General features: G+C 36.0%; 16 protein-coding genes and 1 other RNA gene. 2 read left to right on the top strand and 15 right to left on the bottom strand.

Going from position 1 to position 22,207, the window contains the following annotated elements; all coding sequences use genetic code 11:
- Positions 1-94: 94 nt before the first annotated feature.
- Positions 95-490, top strand: a transfer-messenger RNA (tmRNA) gene (gene ssrA, locus Q0058_RS07785).
- Positions 491-703: 213 nt separating this feature from the next.
- Here ssrA and Q0058_RS07780 read toward each other — a convergent pair.
- A complete protein-coding gene (locus Q0058_RS07780) occupies positions 704-877 on the bottom strand; it encodes a hypothetical protein (protein WP_298222587.1) in 174 nt (57 codons plus the stop codon).
- A 70-nt stretch (positions 878-947) separates the two neighbouring features.
- Between Q0058_RS07780 and Q0058_RS07775 the strand changes: the two genes are divergently transcribed.
- Positions 948-1,850, top strand: a complete 903-nt coding sequence (locus Q0058_RS07775; protein ID WP_298222585.1) for a GyrI-like domain-containing protein — start codon at positions 948-950, stop codon at positions 1,848-1,850.
- Between the two features lie 64 nt (positions 1,851-1,914).
- On the opposite strand, the gene Q0058_RS07770 is transcribed toward Q0058_RS07775, so the two are convergent.
- The 14 genes from Q0058_RS07770 to Q0058_RS07705 all read right to left on the bottom strand — a co-directional run bounded on the left by Q0058_RS07770 (position 1,915) and on the right by Q0058_RS07705 (position 22,150).
- Positions 1,915-2,331 carry a DoxX family protein gene (locus Q0058_RS07770; RefSeq protein WP_298222583.1) on the bottom strand — a complete coding sequence of 139 codons (417 nt, stop codon included), beginning with the start codon at positions 2,329-2,331 and terminating at the stop codon, positions 1,915-1,917.
- Between the two features lie 311 nt (positions 2,332-2,642).
- Positions 2,643-4,790 carry a zinc-dependent metalloprotease gene (locus Q0058_RS07765; RefSeq protein ID WP_298222581.1) on the bottom strand — a complete coding sequence of 716 codons (2,148 nt, stop codon included), beginning with the start codon at positions 4,788-4,790 and terminating at the stop codon, positions 2,643-2,645.
- Positions 4,791-4,865: 75 nt separating this feature from the next.
- A complete protein-coding gene (locus Q0058_RS07760) occupies positions 4,866-7,463 on the bottom strand; it encodes a T9SS type B sorting domain-containing protein (RefSeq protein ID WP_298222579.1) in 2,598 nt (865 codons plus the stop codon).
- Between the two features lie 38 nt (positions 7,464-7,501).
- Positions 7,502-7,927, bottom strand: coding sequence for a hypothetical protein (locus Q0058_RS07755; protein WP_298222577.1), 426 nt, complete (start codon positions 7,925-7,927; stop codon positions 7,502-7,504).
- Between the two features lie 187 nt (positions 7,928-8,114).
- Complete coding sequence (locus Q0058_RS07750) at positions 8,115-9,161, bottom strand: serine protease (RefSeq protein ID WP_298222575.1); 1,047 nt, start codon at positions 9,159-9,161, stop codon at positions 8,115-8,117.
- Entirely contained in the window at positions 9,161-10,678 is a 1,518-nt protein-coding gene (locus Q0058_RS07745) for a T9SS type A sorting domain-containing protein (protein ID WP_298222573.1), read from the bottom strand. The genes Q0058_RS07750 and Q0058_RS07745 overlap by 1 nt, the downstream gene beginning before the upstream one ends.
- 5 nt (positions 10,679-10,683) lie before the next feature.
- Positions 10,684-11,544 (bottom strand): choice-of-anchor J domain-containing protein, encoded by an 861-nt coding sequence (locus tag Q0058_RS07740; RefSeq protein ID WP_298222570.1) that lies wholly within the window; start codon positions 11,542-11,544, stop codon positions 10,684-10,686.
- A 22-nt stretch (positions 11,545-11,566) separates the two neighbouring features.
- Positions 11,567-11,974, bottom strand: a complete 408-nt coding sequence (locus Q0058_RS07735; protein WP_298222568.1) for a hypothetical protein — start codon at positions 11,972-11,974, stop codon at positions 11,567-11,569.
- A gap of 194 nt (positions 11,975-12,168) precedes the next feature.
- A complete protein-coding gene (locus tag Q0058_RS07730) occupies positions 12,169-13,428 on the bottom strand; it encodes a YCF48-related protein (protein ID WP_298222566.1) in 1,260 nt (419 codons plus the stop codon).
- 33 nt (positions 13,429-13,461) lie between these two features.
- Positions 13,462-15,771, bottom strand: a complete 2,310-nt coding sequence (locus Q0058_RS07725) for a T9SS type A sorting domain-containing protein (RefSeq protein WP_298222564.1) — start codon at positions 15,769-15,771, stop codon at positions 13,462-13,464.
- Positions 15,772-15,789: 18 nt separating this feature from the next.
- Positions 15,790-17,307: a T9SS type A sorting domain-containing protein gene (locus Q0058_RS07720; protein ID WP_298222562.1), complete on the bottom strand. Its 1,518-nt coding sequence runs from the start codon at positions 17,305-17,307 to the stop codon at positions 15,790-15,792.
- Positions 17,308-17,640: 333 nt separating this feature from the next.
- Positions 17,641-19,842, bottom strand: coding sequence for a T9SS type A sorting domain-containing protein (locus Q0058_RS07715; protein ID WP_298222560.1), 2,202 nt, complete (start codon positions 19,840-19,842; stop codon positions 17,641-17,643).
- 246 nt (positions 19,843-20,088) lie between these two features.
- Positions 20,089-21,054, bottom strand: coding sequence for a hypothetical protein (locus Q0058_RS07710; RefSeq protein WP_298222558.1), 966 nt, complete (start codon positions 21,052-21,054; stop codon positions 20,089-20,091).
- Complete coding sequence (locus Q0058_RS07705; RefSeq protein ID WP_298222556.1) at positions 21,041-22,150, bottom strand: RNA polymerase sigma factor; 1,110 nt, start codon at positions 22,148-22,150, stop codon at positions 21,041-21,043. Before Q0058_RS07705 ends, Q0058_RS07710 begins: the two co-directional genes overlap by 14 nt.
- Positions 22,151-22,207: the final 57 nt, after the last annotated feature.

Here is a 22,207-nt window from a genome sequence, read left to right as displayed (position 1 = left end):
TTATCAATTATCAATTATCAATTATCAATTATCAATTATCAATTATCAATTATCAATTATCAATTATCAATTATCAATTATCAATTTAAAAACTGGGGTCGACTGGTTTTGACAGCAAGTCGAATTGAACAGTAAGCACGTCGAGAACGGGGACAAATCTCGTAAATCCATGTCTCAAAACTTTACACGGCGAAGGAAACTACGCTCTTGCTGCATAATCTGAATTAAAGTAAGATTAGCCTCGTCCTACCAGGTAGGAAAGCAGGATTTACCTCGAAAGCTCTGGTTCTTGGCGGTCGATTCAGGTAAATCGTAAATTTGGACCTAAGCATTACTGCGCTTCGAAGTGATGACGAAAACTAAAGAAGATAAGCGTCTGGTGGTTGTTCCTATCCTAGCCTGATGTCGAAAACCCAAACAGGAAATAAACGTGTAGAAAGCTCTTTAGTTGCTTGTTTGGACGGGAGTTCGACTCTCCCCGACTCCACATCAAGCGCAATTTGATTGCGACTGTAAATGAAAAAAGATTCCTCAAGCTCGCTTGATAGGAATCTTTTTTCATTTACAGTCGCCTGCCTTTGCTAAAGGCAGTAAATTGCATTTGCAGGTATGGCGTTCAGGAGATGAGCGAAGCTACCCTCCCCGACTCATAAAAGCCTGTAATCGTTGTGATTGCAGGCTTTTTTATTTTTGGTTGACCGTTTTACATTTTTTTTGATTTTCTATCCCATCCCATGAATAAGAGTTTAAACAAAACTGATTCTTTTTTTAATATTATTCCTCTTAAAGCATCGGTTTTACTCAAATCTAAACCGTTTTTGCTTACAACATTTTGTTTTTGCCTCATTTTTATTGTCACGTTTAGTCCTAAATGCATTTAAGAAGAAAAAGGTTTATTTTCTTATATTCGTTAGTGGCAATTATACAAAACACCTCACAGACAAGAAATGCAAGAAGAATATATCAAACGAATAAACAAAGTCCTGATATTCATAGATGAAAATTTAGACACTGATTTGTCATTACAGATAATTTCAGGCATTGCCTTTTATGCTCCATTTCATCTCCACAGACTTTTTAAAGCAATAACTAATGAAACACTAAACTCATATATTATCCGAAAGAGAATAGAACGAGCTGCAATGATGCTAATTCACCATAAAGAATACAATATAGCTGAAATTGCAGATAGATTTGGCTTCAAAAATGACTCTACATTTTCTAGAACATTTAAAAAAATATACGGATACAGCCCAACCGAATTTCGAAAATTAAACTTGGACAATTTTAGCAAGATTGGCAAACTCAATAGCAATAATGGTAAAGAAAATTTTATCACTGAAGAATACCTTTGCAACATTAATAATCTCAAAAATTGGATAAAAATGAATGCAAGAATTGAAATCAAAGAAATGTCAAAAATGAATTTGGCTTATGTTACACAAATTGGTGTGAACGGAATTGACAATGCTTTTCAAAGAATTGTTAAATGGGCAACCGCCAAAGGATTACTTTCTAAAACAGACACAAATGTTTGTAGGGTTTTTCACGACAGCTTTAAAGTAACCGATGCCGACAAAGTAAGAATGAGTATTGGAATTTTATCAAAACAAGAACTAACAGTAGATGGTGAAGTCGGACTCATAACTCTTGAAAAAGGAAAAAACATTGTGGGACACTTTGTTATAGAACCTGTAGAATTTGAAAAGTCTTGGGACAGTTTATTTATTTGGATGAATGACAATGGTTACAAAAAGGCAGACAGATATCCATTTGAAATTTATCATAACAACTTTAATGAACATCCAGAAAAAAAATGTATTGTGGATCTCTGCATCCCAATTGTGTAAATAAAAAGAAGAAAAACTGCCAATAACAGCAGGCCTTCAGCAAACCTATTAAAAAATTAATGCTTTAATTTTCCTTCAAGTCACCAAACAATAAAAATAATAAAACACTAATTATCAGAAAACTATACTCCATCCCATTTCTTCCGGCTCCTACTACAAACCAACCTTCTTGGTAATGAACGAGTATGATGCCCATCATGAGTATTGCAATATTGAAAATACAAACTAGTCTTATGAACCGGTTAAACAAAAGTAGCACAGCACTTACTATCTGAATGATAACTACCATCCAGGCAAGCAAAACTCCAAATGGCGCAAAACCAATCTGATTTAAAAATAAATTCCCAAAATCATTGACATCATTTTTTGTAAAAATGCCATGCAAGCTATGGGAAAGAAAAATGATGCCTATAGCCATGCGTAAAATCATATTTTGCAGATAATGGCTCATGAATTGGATGGATAACTGTTTAGTTTTCATATACCTTTAATTTATACCGATAAAAACCATTAAAAACAATCTTCCTCCTTAATGGTTTGATTAGTTTTTTTAAATCCAAAATCGTTCGTAACCCTCAGCAGGTTTTTCTATCATGTAGTTTAACATCAATACATTATATTTCCATTCGTTCTTTCTTGACTTTAATTAGTGCAAAACGATTGTTGCAGTGGCTAGCATGGAGCCTAAAAGCAGGCAAATACCCGATACTTTTCTAAATTCAAAATCTATGTTTGGTGTCATATTAGCCATCCTATTTTTTTAAGTAGATTATTTAAGGTTAAACCTAGAAACTAGTCTTTAATGATTTTAAAGGATGCCGAAGCCTTTTCATAAAACAATTTGGCCAGGTAAGTACCGTTTTTGTAGGTGGAGAAATCAATATCAACCTCGGTTTTAGAGGCTTCTTTTGTTAGGAGTAGTTTCCCATCGATATCATAGACTTTAACTTCTTTTATAAGATCTTTTGATTTTATTTTTAAAATATCTTTCACCGGATTAGGGCCAAAAGTATAATCGATAAAACCATCACCAAATTCTTCGTTGCCAAGAATGTTTAGACAACTTACAGTGGCAGTCCATCCATTATAAACAGTCGTGTTAAATGGGGCAGGCCGCGAGAAAAATTCTAAGGTTAAAGCTCCTGAGGGATGTTGTGATTGTATTGTAGCTGGTGTTGCTGAATTGTTTTGGGCACTGCCCCGAAATGGGTACCCACCATACAATCGGTTGATCAATGGTCCATTGTTATCCAAACCATCGTAAATATAAATCTGATCGGCAAAAGGCATCAGATTCACATTATTAAAAGTAATTTTAATTTTTTTGTCTGGAATTGTTGGCACAATGGTTCTGATGATGTGTACATTTGAAGCATATGGGCCCGTTGGTCCACCGGTATCGAAAATCTGAATACCGTTACAATTATCCCCTTGTGTGGCAAAAATTCTGCTGTGTTTTGGATACTCAAGAGCGTTGTCGCAAGTTCCTCTTACAACAACTTCGTAGTAGGTGTTTGGCGTTAGGTTCTCAATCGTGTTCGAACTCAAAGTTGTTGTCATAAAAATCGGGGCATTACCAAAAGGAACTATTGAAAAATCCCATTGTGTATTGATTATATTGCTATCTGTCCAGGCAATTGTAGCGGAATTTTGAGTGACCTCGAGCGCTTCTATTGTTCCAATAGTATTCATACAGTTTTCGTTGCCATCATTGCTCAGGCAGTCGGAATTATTGATATGTTGAATGATGGCGCTTGCTGGTTGTTCACCAAAACCTAAAAAAAGCAGGTTTGAAAAGCAATAACTCATAATGGTACCCTGAAAATCAGGCGAAGTAACGGGTGTTGTACAGCCTCCATAGGCTGTTGCACAGCCGTCAATTGCGGTATTGTTACCATTCCAAACACAAGCGTGGGTGTGGTGAGATCCCAAAAGATGCCCCAGCTCATGAGCTGTAATATTGACAGATACCGAATAATTCGGAACGGAATCAAAATCTAAATGAATATCGCCATAGGCAACATTGCCCTGACCGCAAAGTTCGCCAATACCAAAAGCTTGCCCTCCCAATCCCTCCGGATCAATATCGGCAATAAATGCTACATCGCCATCAAATGAAGGGCGTATGTTCGTAATAGCTGGAACGATATAATTGCTGGAAATCTTATAATAGTCGTCTACTGTCCAAACAAAAATCGTTTTCAAAGCAATAGAAATTCCATCATTGTTATATAATGTTTGAACATTATTAAAAATGGAAGTAATCCAATTTAAAGTAGCAGTCATATCACTTCCATTGGCTTCATAGGCTTGATATCCAACTTCTAAATATACGGTTACAGTTTTTTGAATGTTAGCGCTTTGTGGTCGGTTTTGCGTTCTGTTGGTTTCACTTGTAGTTTCAGGTGTTTGGCAGGTAAAGTTCGTATCAATCAACAAATTATTGTCAGCATAAATAATGTATTGCTTTTGATTGGTTTTTTTTACCAGCTTCCCGATGTTCAAATTTCCTAATGCAGCAGAAGAAACGATACCATTCATTTCGTTGTTGAAAAAATTGAAGGCGGCAATAGAATCATCATTTCCCTTAACGATACCCCGATAATAAACTCCTTTGGAATAGCTGCATTTTTTTTCCTGATCTGTATTGACATTAAAGCCAGTTGCAAATGGTTCTACTTTGTATAATTCAATGGCTATCAATGCGCCTTTATAAGGAATTTGAATCTCAATGGTCTGGTATTTATTGTCCTGAATTCTTTGTATTTCATTGAGATTGATGGTCGCAAAAGTAGCTTCTTTGACCGCTTTTATGCTTTCAGAGGTTGCACCATTTGCATTTTCTTCTAAAACTGAAAATCTTTCAAATTTTGAATGGATCGCTTTGAAGTTATTAATTTCCTCAGCTACTCTTTTTTGCCCAATAATTAGAAATGGCATTAGAAAAAGTAATAAAAAAATGTAGTTTTTTGTTTTCATAGTTAAGGTTGATTGTGGTTGTATTAAAGTCAATTTTTACCTTTTCAAAGCAAAATGTCCTTTGTATTCTTTTCCGTTTTCCCGAGTAACGATAAACCAGTAGTCATCTGATGGAAGCGGTTTGCCTTCAAAAGTTCCGTCCCATGTTTTAGTATTACTCAATAGTTTTCCGTAGCGATCAAATATTTTAATGACCAGATTGGGTTCTGTTTCAGAAAACCGGATGTTCCAGTAATCATTATACCCATCGCCATTAGGAGTAAAAAATTTGGGATACATCAACAGGAATATTTCATCAGTAGTGATCCCACAGCCATTTTTATCTCTTACAAAAATGCTGTATTCTTTCGGTAGTAATCCCTCGAACAAATTGGAATCCTGATAATGTATACCGTCGATAGAATATTCATAATCCCCTAAACTATTCGCATCAATAAGCACCTGAATACTATTTTGTTTGTCAGTCCAATCTTGAACTATAATTTTTCTTATGGTGGCCTTATTGGATAAAACCACCTTAAAGTTTTTAGTTCGAGAACATCTAAGGCTATTTTGATTTTTGGTGACTGTTACCCAAAAGTTTCCTGCTACTGCTATTTCAGTCCAAGAGGCCCTACTTCCTGTTGACCACAGATATCGATTGAAATTACCCGATATACTAACACGGATGTAATTGCCATTTCCTTCACATAAAGCATACTCCGGTTTGATATCGAAGTCTGGACCTGGTTTTACCACCAAAGGAAATGATGTGATTCGAAAACATTGCTCGGTCGGTAGTGCCGCAATTCTGGCATATATGATTTGCGGATTGGTAGTGTTGTTCAGCGGTAAAAGTATCGGATTGCTATTGTTTTGTGCATCATCATTGCTCAAGTGGTAACTTACTTTGAAATCATTGGCCGATTGTCCGTTGAGAAATTCTGCAGTTTTGGTGCTCAGATCGAACGTTGCTATACCATCGTTTACCAAACCATCATCGCAGATTTTATATTCAGCAATTGGATTTAAAACAGGATAGTCCAATACATAAATCTTGAAACTGGTAATGTCATAACAATTGAAATTCGATAATCGATAGACTTTTGCATAAAGTGTGGTGGCTCCGGTTGAATAGGCTTGAATTGGTGTTAAAATGTTATTGTGACTCGCGGCGTCAGCCATCGACGCAAAATAAGATATGCCATAAATTCCGTTAGACTGATTGCCTAAAACTGTAGTGTTGAGTTGGCTTAAATTGTAAGTGGCATTCGATACGCCACACATAGTAATATCTGCAACGGAATGCGCCACGGGATTTGCAGGAACTACTATCTGTTTGCTAATCGTAAAATTGCCGGTTTGCGTTGTAAAGTCTGCAGAAACAACATAAGTGCCTGCTACTTGGTATTGGTGAATTCCAGTAATACTATTCGAGGTAGCACCATCGCCGAAGCGCCAGAAGGCTGATAAGACACTGTCATTGCCACCTAAAGCAAAGGTTGCGCTACCTCCTATGCAGATATCGTCGTTGGTAATTGCTCTGGATTTACAATTTAAGTTTTGAACAAATTGCGGCAGGCCAAGCCAGCATCGACCTGACAGTGGAACATTGCTTGACTGAAGGTCGCAATTAACCCCTAAAATATCAGGATTATTAATGACATATAAAGATCTGTTTCCCGATGTTGCTGAAAAATTTGCAACATAGATTTTGCAATTTGAAGCCATTTGAATCGCGCCAATCTCTTCTGTTCTAAATCTGTTAATTAGCACTTCGCTAGCAAAGATATTACTAGATAGTAAGTTGTATTGGTATATTTTATTCCCTTTTGCGGCATAAAGTATATCTCCTGATGCGGAAAATTCAATGCTATAGAAACGTCGGCCTGAATTGGAACGGGTTATACTTATTGGATTACTAACTAAACCTGTTTGAATATTGAAATCAAATAACTCTAAACCAACAAGATACTTATTGGCACATGCTAATTTTGAGCCATTTGGGGAAAACTTTAGGGATCCAATAGAATCCTCAGTTCTTACACCAACAAAAGACCCCGTGTTACTAATAACAGGAATTATATTTACACCGCTATCATCAATTTTGAATGCTGCAAATGTATTATTTCCGAAACCGTGGGTGATTACCCAGTAGGTATTATTAGTGTAATCTTTGACGGCGCTTAGTTTTTCACATGTAGGAGTGTAAAGTGGGATATTTTTATTTGCAGTTACATCTCCGAGCCCACCATTTAAAGAGATATCAATTTCACTATATTGAAGCCCGTTAGGTTCTGCTAGCTGTGCCGTTGTAAATATATAGTAGATTGTATTGGAGTTGGGTTTAGGGACTATAATTGCTGATTGTGTACTTGAAACGTGACCGTGAAGACCAGCCCCATTAGCCATTACCTGATGATTTCTGTTCCATACTTTAACGCCGTTAGTATAAAATAACAATTGTCCAGAAGCATTGCTTATGGTGGCACAGCCTTCAACAGTAAATATTTTCCCATCACTTAAGTTTACAGGGGTGCCACTATTGAAATCTAGACCAGCTTTATCGCCAAAGTACCAAACATTGTTTTCCTTTTGTGCATAACACGTAAAGGAATATAGGACTAAAACCACTATAAAGTAAAGTGATCGCATTGTAGTTTCTTTGTTTTGAAGATTTATGACGCCATAAATTACCTTACTTTTTCACATTTGAAAGTCATCGTGGTTGGAGCATTTTCCAACCCGTCATCAAATACTTTGGTCAAGGTTATTCCGTCAGGAGCATTCATAATAAATTTGCCATCAGCTTTCGTGATAGAAACTGTAGTATTAGAGTCGATAGATTCATAGATGGCTCCTTTTCCTGCCGCATCAGTAACCGTACAACTAATGTTCATGTAGTTTAACTCATCATAGTTCACTAAAGTATTTTTTGATTTTGCGGTGTAAGTGCCAACCAAACTAGTATTAAACCAAAAATCTAGGCTACACGCCTTGAAATTATTATTGTTATTGGTGATGTTAGAATCAACAATAACCTGAGTAAAAGGTTTACCATTAGTATAAGTCGTCGAGGTTTGGGTAGATACTCTTCTCGAGAAATTATATTCATTCATTTTCCAACTATTCTGAGTTGAAGGTGATGGAGTTGGGCTGCTATCATTACTATCACTACTGCATGATACCGATAATAAGGTCGTTAGTAAAATAATTCCAGAATTTAAAATTGACTTTTTCATTTTTATTATTGTGTTTAAATTTATTGTTTGATGAATTTTGAAGTAGCCGTTTTGTTAGTTTTTTTTAGTTCAATTCACCTCTAATAAATGGTTGTAGTTTGTTTTTATCGGATATAGGTAGCGTATTATAAAAGTCATTTAGTTTTTGAACGATATAACTCATTCGTATCACTCGTAAAATAGGTTCGCCGTTCAGCTCTGTAGCTCTGACCATAATACCAACTAACTGCCCGTCAGTATTAAAAACACCTCCACCACTCATTCCTGTAACGGCATCAATATTGGCTAAAAATTCAACTTGTGGATTGTAAGGAATACCACCTTCAATGTCATTACTTATATTTAATAAATGAATAATATTTTCAGCTTCTGCATTAGAATAGACTTTACCAGTTGCAACAGCGCCATTCGGATAGGTGGCTTTATCTTGGGGATAGCCCATGGCAATTACAATGTCATCACTATTTGGGATTGACCAAGTTTGGTTCGATAGCGTCCTATTATTGGGATCAAATATTTCGAAAGGAATTGAAGTTTGAACAAAATTGGGATAATGACCAAAGCCGTTGTTTATGATTCTTTGATTATCCATTATGCCTAGATAGAAATCATTTTCTGGAAGTATTGTAGTGTTGGTTGCACTTGCTGGAATTTGTGGATGATAAAGTCCAAAATTGGCAACGAGTTCATTTGTCAGACTTGGGTTGCCATTTGTTTGTGGCATTTGTGAACCTAGATAGATGCCATTGTAAACTGATGTGATATCAATAAACTCCTCATTTAAGGAAGACCATGCAGTAATTCCATACGCGTGATTTGCAGAAACAAATAATCCTAAATGGAAGTCGTTTTTTTTGCTCCAAACCACTTTGCTCCCTGAACCAATGGTTCCTACTCGTCCTCTGGTGCTGTTTACCAAATTGACGAAATCAGTATTGGAATGATTCAAAGCATCTTCAATTTTAATCAAATTGGTTTGAATGATTCCAGAGGAAGGTTCTGAGCTATCCTTTGAACAACTAATACCAATAAACAACGATGTTATTAACATCAAAATTAAATTTATGGTGTTTATCATAGGTTTTCTTAATATGTTCTTCTGTTTAATCATTATTGTTTAACAAACTTGGTTGAGAAAGTTTTGTCATTTTCACTAATCAGTTTGATAATGTATATTCCTTGATCTAAATTTGAAACATCGATTATGTTTACTGAAACTCGATTAACACTGACTTCTTGACCTAACAAATCAATAATGGAAACATTTTTAATTTTTTCTAGTGATTGGAAATTCAATAAATGCTCAGCAGGATTGGGAAAAATGTCAATTTCAAGTGGTATTTGAAAATCATCATTCCCTAAATTGCAAGGGCTTTCTCCTATACCTGCGTAACCATCAATGGTTATTGGAGATGACATTTCTGTGCAGCCATTAATAGTAGTCAGAACACTATAGGATAATCCAGTGAACACTTCTATTGATTGATTGGTGGCTCCTGCAATTGGATTTCCGAAATCATCACACCATTGGTAACTCTCGGCAGGTTGTGTCGAAATGGTGCCAGGTATATTAGGGCAAAGAAATAAGTAATTTGGAGTGATGGTATTGGTATGAGAGCAAAAGTTAACCGTTCGTTCATAAATTGATGTGATGTTTTGTCCCAGGTAACATTTGTTTGAAGTCAGTTTGATAATATAACTTCCGTCAGCAACATAAGTATGGGTAGGTTGCAGGGCAGTAGATGTTGCACCATCGCCAAAGTCCCAGATTAAGGAATCCCGGTAGGTTGGAATGTTGTTATTGATGATAATTTCATTTGTACCTGTTCCAATAACATAATTAAAACTAGAACTTGGCAAGTATCTTCCAATATACCAATCAGCCATTGCATCAAACACGATAGATTTAGTAGCATTTCTAATGATTTGTGCCGTGCTAGCGTTCAGTCCGTAATTGTTTGAAATCAATGTTGGATCTTTTCTGAATATTGAAGTATAAAAACAACAGGCAGCAATATAAGAGCCCGCTAGCGATGGATGACTCCCGTCGGACTGATACAAATTGATGGTTGGGTAATTCTCTTTAATGTATTTCCAGACCACGCCCACCGGAGTGACTTCCGATTCATATAAATTGGACATGCTCATATACCTATCGCTCACAAGATCCTGCATCCCGGCATAAGAACAAACAACCGGATTGCTTGCGCAGTTTTGGGCGTCACCGTTTTGATATCCCCAAGTCATGAAGGACGTAATTTGAGCGCAAGGTTTGTTTTGGTCAATGTAGGTTTTCAAATCAGAAAATCCGTTCATAAAACCTGATGGCACTATAAATGCCGGGCGCTGGCTTTGTTCCTGTAACACAATATAGTCCCAGTCATCAGCCAAAATCTTATTTTTTGAAACCGTACTTGCAAAATGGTCTTCTAGACTGTAACCTCCGATAAGATTGCTGTCATAAATTAAAACATCACCAGTACTCGAAGCCAGTGCCGATACTATTTGCGGCAAATCGTTGGCATAAGTATAGCTATTTCCTAAAAACAAAACCTTTCTGGTTTGTTGGGAAAATGCTACGAGTGAAATTGTGAAAAATGCAAATACTAATTTCAACTTGGCTTCCATCTATTTTATTCTTTTATAAATTTTGAGGAAAAGACTTTATTGTTTTGATCTACCACTTTGAGCAAATACATTCCTTGAGTTAAAATGGAGACATCAACGGTATCAGCCGAAATTTGAGTACTTATTACTTTTTTCCCTAACAAACTATAAACTGAAACTTCTTTGATTGTTTCAGGCGTTTTGATTCTTAGTATATTTTGCACTGGGTTTGGCGTTAAACTGATTAAATTATTACTAAAATTATTGATACCTAGTGTGCTTGTTACTGATAGCGCATCTACTCCTATGTAATCTGAATTTGGCGCACTTGCGCCGCCATTCGTGACATAGTATCTAAAAGCAATTCTGCAATTTGTTGGTTGCGAAAGACCATCTATTGAATAAGTGTAGTTTGTCCATGTAGTAGGATAGCCATTTGCAAGCAGATTGGGGTTTATCGTCAATGCCAATATGGTAAAATCCCCTAGTGAAGCACTTGAAGTTGAAGGCAGTGTGGAGTTATCTCCATTAGGGCTTATTCTGAGTTCTAGTCTATCAGCCCAAGTTCCATGATGTGTTCTAGAAAAGAAACTAATAATATCTCCATTGTTTAGATTTACCGTTGGTGTAATTAGCCAGTTGCTAATTGTGCCTATATCTCCTGTAGACTGATGATTAACAGCAGCATAAGAATTGCTCGCACCGTTATAAGCCGGAAAAGGAACTCCTCCTCCCCATGTGCTTATTCCAACGGGCTCACTCGCATTTACATTGGTCCAACCTTGTGAAGCTAACAAAGGGATGTTGTCAAAATTCTCCGTTAGTAAAACTTGTGATTTTAAGGAAACAGACCACAATACACCAAGAATTAGAATGGCTTTTTTCATTGTTTACAGTATTGATAATGTATTATTTAAAATAAATCACACTAGTTTCTGCATAAAGTTTTCCTTGGTCATCTGCAATACCAAATTCACTTTCTATAAGTTCGTCATTAGAGAAAACCTGCAATTGAACTATTTCATTCGGATGTCCATTTTGCCCTACTAATGCCAGTCCTGTTAAGGCAACCTGTGGATTGTATTCGAGGCTCTTTAACCAAGGTGTTGAATTTAAAACTTCGCTTGGCGTAACACCATACTCATCCGTTGGATTTGCATATATTGCTTTTAAGCTCCCTGAGTATTGCCCAACAACTTTGAACGTAATATTTCTGTCAAACCGCTGAACAGTGTGATCTGTATTGTCATCTTTACTGCATGAAATTAAAATGTTCGCCACTAATAATGCTACAATTGTGTGTTTGATAGTTTTCATAGATTGAATTAAATTGATTGATTTAAGATTCGTATTCCTAACAAAATTATACTTGTAAAAAATGATTTCAAATACCTATTAGAGTGTATAGTTTCCTACCTGATTTCAGGTATTTTTTTATTCTAATAAATTTCAAACAGCGATTAGTCGGAGAAGATTAAAGATTTAGTTTGATTATGACTGAAACTGGAAGATTATTTCTTTATAAATTTTTCCGATTGGCCTCCTGTATCATCATGCAAATTAAGAAAATAAGTTCCCGCAGGATAAGGAAATGGAAAGCTGTATTTTTTTGACGTAGCACCAGGTATTCTTTCAGTTATAAACTTTTGTATGAATTTACCGTTCGCATCAAACAATCTTAGCATAATGTTATCTGAAGTTTTAAAATTTACCGTAAACTCCAATTGATTTTCAACTGGGTTGGGTGAAATTTTTACTTCTAGTCTGGCTCTTTCTGCATTTCCGTTGAATGGTGATGTGCCTAGATTTTGATCAGAAAATTTATAAATTCCTTCGCCAGAACAATACACCAGATTTTCATTAAAAACCTGAATTCTATTCAAATTCCCTCCAAAATCAGTATCATTCCATGTGGAACCTGCATCGAAGGTTTCCAGAAAACCTGTATGATGACCGCCCATCCAACCATGATATTCTGTAATAAAACCTACCGCTTGAATGTCGGTATCCGGAACTTCCTTAGAAGACCAATTTAAACCAGCATCAATTGATTTTAAAAGCTTCCCAGGTAGCGGCTCTATAGATTCTACAGAACCAAACATTACATTAGGATTTGAAAATAATCGTTGCAGTTTCCATACCCATTCTCCATTGATTCCGGTATGGTATATTTCTGTCCAGGTAACACCGCCATCTGTAGTTTTCAGAATAATTCCTCCATTGGAATTACCGCCGGAAGCAAATCCGACATTAGCATCTACAAATAAAACTTCCACCAAACTCTCAGCATAAGCACTCATGCCAATGTATTGCCATGTTGCTCCACTATCAGTTGATTTTATAATATAAGCAGGACCGAAATAAGCACCACACCCATAAACCGTATCAACACCAACAGTGGTCAGGCCACAAATTACATTGTTGTTAAAAGCAGCAACAGCATCTACTATAGCCCAGTTGGTTCCCCCATCAATAGTTTTGTAAAACCCACCATCTAAAGTGCCTAAGAATCCAATATTTTCGTTTAGAAACTCTATGTTTCTAATGTAGGTATTTTCCAGGAACAACAGATTATTCCAATTTTGTCCTCCGTCAGTAGTTTTTAGCACAAATCCACCGCTTCCTGCCGCCCAGCCAACATTTGCGTTTAAAAAGAAAACATCATCATACCGGCCGCAACAAGATGACGGTAACACTTCATCCCATGAAGGTTGAGCAAACAAAGAGAAAAAAGAGCAAAAAGTTGTTAGGAAACATAATCGTGTTTTCATGGTTGTAATTTTTAAATGGTTCTTTTTAATTTGCTATTGTCTAACTATTTTAAGAGTTTCATTAGTTCCATTCTTTAATTGTATTTTCAAAAAGTACATTCCAGATTGAAGATTTTGCAAGTCGATTTTGTTATCATTTCTAACCTCTTTAACTTTTTTGCCTAGATTGTCGTAAAGCGAAAGATTATAGTTGTTTTCCCCATCAAAGGATTTAATGTAAACAATCGATTGTGAAGGATTTGGAGACAACTCATACTTTTTCAAAGGCTCGAAAATTACATTCGATAAACTATTAAAATCAATAGTATATTTGACTACTCCAAGGTCATAGGTGCCAATATAAACATCGGCCGTAGTACCATTAAAATCGATTGCTGCGCTTTTGTTATCAGAAGATATATAAAGTAAATCTTCACTAGGAACTTCTTGCCATGTTTCTCCTGAGTCGTTTGAATATCGTAAAGCAAAAGATGAAAATTCGGCATTATAATTAATCGCCACCAGATGATTACTATTAGTATCTGAATGTCTGACTTGCTGAGCCTCAAAAGTTGATAATTGAGACCAATTATTTCCGTGATCTGTAGAGGTAAATATGCCCTTGGAGGTAGCGATGGTATATTGCTCTGGGTTTAAAGGGTTTTGGGTAACCATATAGACAATATCATTACCATTTAAAGACTCTAATCCGTTACTCTGAAGATCCCAGGTTCCGCCGAAATTGATTGTCTTGTATAAATGATTGTCTAATGCTATCCAAAGTACATTTGGGTTTTCGGCATCAAAATGAAAATCCCGCACCATTCCGCTCGCAGGCATTGGAATGTTTGTTTGCTGAATATTATTGAAATCACTGATGTCAAATTTTGTGATATTACAGTGGGCAAAGTCATCCGATAAGGAGCAAAACAACAGATTAGGATTGTCCGGTTTCGAAACGATGTCATGCAGGAATACATTGGGGGACTGAATTCCATAAATGTTCGCGCCATGATCATTACTAACGCCAATTCCAGAACCATTTCCCGCCATATAGAATCCGTAAACTCTTCCTTCCATGTTTTGATCAGCATAAAACTGAGCTAACGTATTTGATAGCATCTGATACGGCAATGTTCCATGAGCCTCCTCAATCTGGGTGTTCAAATCTCTGTGACTAAACCCCTGCTGAGCCGCATAGTATAAGTGTTTACTACTACCCTTTTCAAAGAGATTCAAATGTCCGAGGTGTGAAAAAAAGAAGGGATTATCGATTTTAGAAACGGTTGCTCCACCATCATTTGAGAACAGAGGATAATCATTATTCATGATTAGCAATTGATTGCTATTGAATGGATTAAATGAAAGATAGCTCCCATAATAGTAATTATTTGGATTATTCATGTCGTTTTCATAGTGAATAACTTCCTTCGTTTGAAAGTTGTCAAAGGTTCTGACAATTTCATTTAGTCCTGTTACAATAATGTTATTAGCGTCTGTAGGATTATATTTAATTACATAAATTCCACTTTGCACTTCATTAGACCAATTTTGGTCTACTACTTCCCAATTATTCCCTCCATCAAGAGATCGATATAGATTTTGTACTTGAGAACCCAATGTTGACCCTAAAAGAATATCATCTGGATTGTTGGGGTGAAATGCCATAGGACCTAGGTCAATTCCCGATAATTTTTCTTCCCAGGTTTGTCCTGCGTCATTTGAAATAAATAAGCCGCCATAATCCTCGGGATCTAGACCGCCTATTCGCGCAATAAATACTTTTCGAGGGTTATTCGGTGCTATGAACACTTTATTCGGAAAAATATAACCATAATCTTCGTTTTGGTAGATTGTATCCCATGAATTACCACCATCGTTTGTATAATAAACTTTCGCTCTAACACCCATTCCTACCTCATAATGCTGTTGAACCATTACCGTATCATCGTTATAGAAGTCATACGAAGATATCGCGCTATTATCTGACGGGGAAGGAATAGGAATAGCGTACTCACGAACAATTTGTCTCAAATTTATATCTAAGATGTATATTTTATTGGAATGGCCATAATCGCCTGCGGTAAATGAGAGTTGGTTATCAGTATGGAATTTTAGCGAACTTATTCTCATCTGAGCTTCAATATTATTTCCAGGAAAGGTATAGAACACAGTCCAGTTTTCGCCATTATCTTCCGAGACAACAATATGGTTTCCAACAGTTGCAGCATATATTTTATTTGGTACTATTGGATCATAATTCAGGAATTCAAGCTGACCGAATTCTTTCGATCCGACCACTTCCAATTGAGCAAATGAGCATTGCCAGATAAGCAATAGCAATAGAAGTAATGATTTTTTCATAATAACAATTTTTAAAGTTTATATTTTCAAAAATTTTTGATTCCATTGGTCATTTTCTGTAGTTATCCTAACCAGATAAACTCCTTTTGACAGTTCCGATATATCGATTTGATCATTGCTGTTGAAAGTATCAATATGCTTAATCATTCGTCCATTCATGTCTACGATTTGAACTGCTGTAATTTCTACATCAGTCCCGGAAAATTTGATAAACTCATGAGCAGGATTGGGTAGAATACTAAAACCCGACCTCTGATAGTCAGGATTCGAAAGCGTAGTAGTAAAGTTGAAAGTATCGAAAAAGGCAAAGGTCTGATTACTGCCAGGAAACGAATTGTTGTGAAAGCCAAAGTAATATACATCCGTTGCTGGCGCAATAAACGTAGCTGAATGGGTGGTATAATTATCGGAACTGACAAGGTTAAAACTAGCGATATCATTTAATTGCGCGGATTGATTTTGTGATAGCCCGGCTTTCAATTCCAACGACATTGGCGATGGGGTTCCTGAAAAAGAAAACAATCTAGATTTGAATGAGATAGTCACTTGTTGGCCAGCCACTAAATTAATGGCTCTCGAATAGCCCCATAGATTGGAAAATTCCTGTGTACTATTGGCTGTAACAGCGGCTCTTCCGGCACCTCCATCAGCATAATTTGCAGGTTCTGTCAGATCATTCGTTAAAAAAAGATTGAACCCAATAAAACCATCATTAAAAACCTCCATAGGAAACTCCTCCTCAAAGGTTAACGAATAAGGAAGGTTTTTTGCTAAAAAAGCATTGTATGGACCTCTTCTGCTGCTTTGCCCTGTATAGTTTGGTGCGCTTCCACAGACTGATGAAATAAAATAACTAATATTCGCCCCAGCCGGTAAATTATCAATGGTCTTGATAGAACTGGCTCCGTTATCAGCTGTAAAAACGACTGAGGTATTATTAGGACTTTGCTCGGGCAAAAAATCATTATTCCACTCTACCCGATAGTTTTCAGGATTGCCTAAAGCATTTAGCCATTTTAAAGTCGCTTCATTTGAGGTGGCATATAAGGGGTCGTAAACTGCGAACTGATTTATTGGTAAGCACGTATTTGCTGTAAAACTATATTCAAATTGGAAGCTTCGATTATCGTTTCTGGAGTCCCACTGGATGTAATATGTTGTTCCTGCCTGCACCGCCAAAAAAACGCTACTTAATCTGTTGGTAAACGAATTAGGATTAACATTGTCATTAGCTGCCACACAGGTAAGGGTGCCGCAAGATCCAGACATTACCGATAATCTTGTATCTACATCCTGATTTACCGGCAAATTTGAAGAAATGCTTACTTGCCCGTTTGCGGTTGGGGCAAATTTATACCATTTGCTATTGATACCCTGGACAGTCGCAAAACAAACTTGCTGATAAGTTCCACTAGTGATTGCAGGACAGGTGAAAATTCCATTCGCAACTAGTGCCGTTGCGCTACTACAAGAATTCCCCTGACCAAACATCAAAAAGTTAGTAAGTAAAAAGATAATAAATAATAGTTTTTTCATAGCAATTTTAGATTTATAATGGATAGCTCGCGGCAAAAAAAGTGTTGTAAACAAAGTTGCCGGAACAAAACAACCTTTACAATAAGCATAATGGAGTATAACCTGATTTTATCTGGTTTAAAAATCTAATCTCTTTCTGTAAATAGAGTCATGGGAGACGGATAGCCAAAGAATATTAACCAATCAGAGAACTGCTATTGAAAAAACAAATTTCACTATTAATCCCATTTTAATAGTTGTCTCCCATACCCTAAATCACAAATTAATTAACCCACTTATTTTAGTTTTTAATAATATTCCTTTTTGAAAATCTGATAGAATTGAATTCCTTTTCTACTCTTTAATAAACTTTGCAGAAAATTTTTGATCGTTATGGCTAACCACATTTATAATGTACATCCCTTTGGCTAATTGAGAAACATCAATGGAATTCTTAGAAGCAAAAGATCCTATTTTTTTACCCATAAGATCATAGATACTAACTTCTTTTATAGCTTCTTTGGTGATGATGTTTAACGTATTCTGGGCCGGATTAGGAAAGGCGGTTATGGCTTGCTCTGCATTCGGATTTTCAATACCTAAAGTTTCGGTGACTTTATAGATACCTCTGCGGTTGGCGGGAACTAATTGTCCTGCAAGAATATAAGCGGTATTGGCATTATCAAACAAAACGTCATCAACAGAGGAAGAAGATAAATTCGAAGGTCTGCTAAGGTTTATCCAGGTAGCACCTTTATCTGTAGATTTATACAGGTTATTACCAAAAACATAGTAATCGCCTAAATTATTTATTTTTAAATTCTCTATACTATAGTTTTGGGTTACAAAATCATCAGGTCTGTTGATTAAATTAAAATTATTAGTCGGTGAACTATAATCAAATAAATATGTTTTTATACCGAGTGATACTATAGTTTGATTGTTTTTTGAACCAAGTCTTCCAAAACTAGAAGCATCATAATTGTAAATGTTTTTTGTCTCCCAAGTAACGCCATTGTCAATAGAGTAATAGAGATCAAAATAATGAAATGTTGACTGACTAAAGCTATTAAGCGTAACATAAATGACACCATTGCTATCTTGCGCTATTTGTTGGATAGGATCCGGGAAAGTAAACAAAGGAGACCATGTTGATCCTTCATCTTGTGATTGGTATAATTTTGAATCTTCATTACTGGGTACTAAAAACAAATGGCCCGTTTCGCCTAATTGAAATTTATGAATATAACTATAATTTAATGGATCTGTAGTGTTGATAAAGTCAGGAGTAATATCTGTATATGTTACCCCATTATCTATTGATTTTTTTATATTAAATCCAGTATCAGCATAAATTTTTCCGTCGGATTTTGAATATACGGTTACGCCGGTAGTTTGACCGCCCAAATAAATATTTTCCCAAGGTGCCGCATTCGATACTGCGGTAGAGACATTATTGCTAGAAAAATGGTTGGAAGCAATAAGCTTATTTTCAGCTCCAAATTTTAAATCGGTTATATTGCCTTTAAGCCCCGTATTGATATTGTTCCAAGTACTTGTTGCACTTAGTTTTTGCGCTACATATTGGTTCGAAAAATTATACATGCGCCCATTGTTATCGCCAATGATTTCTACCAGGTATTGATCGCCGTTGTTATAAGATGCGCTAATCCAGGTTGCGTCAGCGTTCGGAGTAACAGGAGTTTTGTATATACCATGCGCGCTACCAAGCCACAAATCGCTAGTGATGGCATCAAAATAAATGGTGGTATATTTTTCGTTATTGTTAGGCAAATCCATCGGTGACCAATTCTGGTAATCATCAGAGTAGATCATAAAATCTTCATTGTTAGACAAATCGGTTCCTAAAGCATAAACACGACCATCAATACCTTCCGCAAATTTGGTTATTTGATGCTCATTAAAATTTGTTTGCAGAATTGTAGCACAATCATCTTCAGTAAGCCAAATACCTGTATTAAAAGTTCCAATAACTAATTTGTGATTTTTTGTATAAAGTAAACTCTTCGGTTCAGTCTGTCCAAAAGATGCGTTTTCAAAAAAATAAATTTCTGATGATTCAGGGGTATATTTAGTAATAAACGAGCCAAAATTATTTTCATCAACAAAGGCAATTCCTCCACCAAAAACAATATCATGGTCATCCATATTGCTCAATGCAGAAACTCCTTCATGAAATCCTGTGTTGTCTCCGGTTGTAAAATAAGTTTGTCCCCAAGTAACACCAAAATTATCAGAGGATAGTAACCCACTCTTATCATCCCCATACAATAGTAAGTTAGAGGTTTTATCTACGGTGATACAAAGTGGGTTGAAAGCACCGCCATACAGGGGCATTTTTCTCCATTGTCCGTTGATGGTTTTATAATACATTTCATTATCTATGGTAAGCATAAATAAGGTTCCGGCGTTATTAACCGTGATATCTTTAGGAGTAATGTTTACTGGGAAATCTTTATAAAAAGTCCAGTTCTGAGCTATTGAATGCAGCGAAAAAAAGGTTACAAGCAGTAACGATAGTAGTAATTTTTTCATAATATATTTTTTTAGGTTGTTATATAGTAGTCTTAAAATTTTATTTTGTAAATTTTCCTCTGATGATTATTACATTCCGTTTTTTTGATAAACTCTTATAAATAATTTTACAAACCGGGCTTAGTTAATGAATAGAGAAATGAGAGATATCGTGTTTAAATCATTAACTTTAAAAAAAAACAACCCACCAAAAAATCGCCCATTAATCAATTTTGATTCATACCTCTCATTCTCTAAATCATTGTTTTACATACGCTTTCCTTTATCCTTCTTCGCATTATTCTTTTTGAAATAATAGTTTATGCTTAATGAAATCTGATCTTCCGTAATGTTTTGATTTAGGGAAAATACTTTTCCATGTCCTTCGTAAAAAACAATATGATTCGTTTTAGTGTGCGCATAATTTAAGGCAACCGAAAAGTTGTTATTAATTAAATAACCCAATTCAATTATGTTTCCCCATTGATTGGCTTTCATATCCACGGAAGTGGTTTTATCAAACATTAGCGGTAAGTTCCCGGTTGCACTTAAAAAATTAGCCTTGTAGGTATTCATGGAGTATACGAAACCCAAAGAGGGATAAAATCTGCCTATACGATAATAAAACTGCAACGGTATTTGAATCTGATGATGTTTGTCGCTCGCTCCTAAAAACAATTTTGGCTGGCTGTTGACAATATAAAAACCATCTAATGATGAGTTGCTTGTCTTTCGGGCTTCTAAAGCATGTGACTCGGGGAAGTAATTATAATGAATCCCAATACTCGCATAGCCATTTTTGCGAAAGACCCGTTTCATCACCATAGCGCCTATGCCATATCCGTCACTAAAAACCTCTTTTGAATCTGCAAAAAGATTATTGTTGACGCAATTGTAAAAGGCTTTTACCCCAAAATTCCACTTGTCAAGCTGAGGCACTTTAGCTGGTTTAGCTTGTGTCGCTTTACTTCTGGAATCTTTTACCAGCAAATGCTCTACATTGATGGTAGCTTGTACGCCATTTTCTTCAAAGGTGAGCAGTGCTGTATTGGAATTGTTGAGTGTCAGCATGGCATTGTTGATGGTTAGGTTTTTTATTGGTTTTTCGATATAGATGGTATCATGCACTATCACTTCCTCGTATACGTAAACGGTGTCTACTGTCCTCTTTTGTGCTGAGGAAATCAGGGGAATCAATACCATCAAGTAGCGAAGCACATTATTTAAAAACATAGACAGTATCTTTCTTAACAATCTGTTTTTTTATAATCACTTGCTTGGGTTGCTGTTTTTCAGGCTGATGCAATGTATCATCTGGGTTTGTTATTAATTGCTTTTCTATATTACGGATATTAAGATTGCCTTTGACGCTCCGATTTGCGGGCTTGTTATTTTCATAGTCTTTTTTTTTGTCTTCTGTAATCTGTTGTTTTAGCATTGTTACTGTATCCTGTTGCATAGAAGCATCAATAGATGAAGAATTCAAAGTAGGCCGTATACTACTTTCTTCAAGTTTTTTTTTCTTCTCGGGTTTCCATGCTTCGAAATTCATCAAAAAACCAAAAATTAAGATCGGAACAGTGACCACTGTAGCGAGAATTTTATATTTAAGAACATTAAATAGGTTTTGACTTGCTTTGTTATTGGAACGGTTCGTCACGTGACTAAAATCACAATCAATCTTTTTGGGCTGAATTTCATAATTCAGAAATTTACTTTTGAACGTATCCGCCATCAATTTTTCTTCGAATCCGAAAAAAAGCAACAGCGCGATGATGACCTTCTTGCTTTTGTCAATTTCTTTATATTTTGCCTTTTCGGATAAAAAGTCTCTGACTTTAATTCTGGCCCTATGCAAATGTGATTTTGAAGTGCCGATCGATATATTGAGCATCTCCCCAATCTTTATATGTGAAAAACCATCAATGACATAGAGATTGAATACTGTTTTATGGTGCTCAGGCAAAGCATCGATGCAGTGCAAAAGTTCCTCTCGTGTAAAATCTACATTATAGATAAGGTTTCTTGATTCGCTGCCGTCCTTAAAGCCGTCGTCCGGATCTTCAATATCTATAATCTGATTTGTTGCCTGTTTGATTTTTTGTTCGTTTTTTAGATAATTCAAACTCATATTTACCACGATTCGTTTGAGCCAACCTTCTAAGGATCCGGCACCAGTATAACTAGCTTGTTTCTGAATGGCCACAATAAAAGCTTCCTGAAGGATGTCTTCAGCAATCGTGATATCTTTAACATATCTGCGCGATACCCCTAACAATTTAGGGCCGCTTTTCTTGTAGGTAATACTCCAATCTATTGTCTTACTCATGGTTTGTTTAGCATGAAATAATATTCTGGTTTGATCTTAATGAAAGCTTGCCCGTGC

The sequence above is a fragment of the Flavobacterium sp. genome, assembly GCF_027484705.1.
Classification (GTDB): domain Bacteria; phylum Bacteroidota; class Bacteroidia; order Flavobacteriales; family Flavobacteriaceae; genus Flavobacterium.
This window is presented reverse-complemented; position numbering and strand designations above follow the sequence as displayed.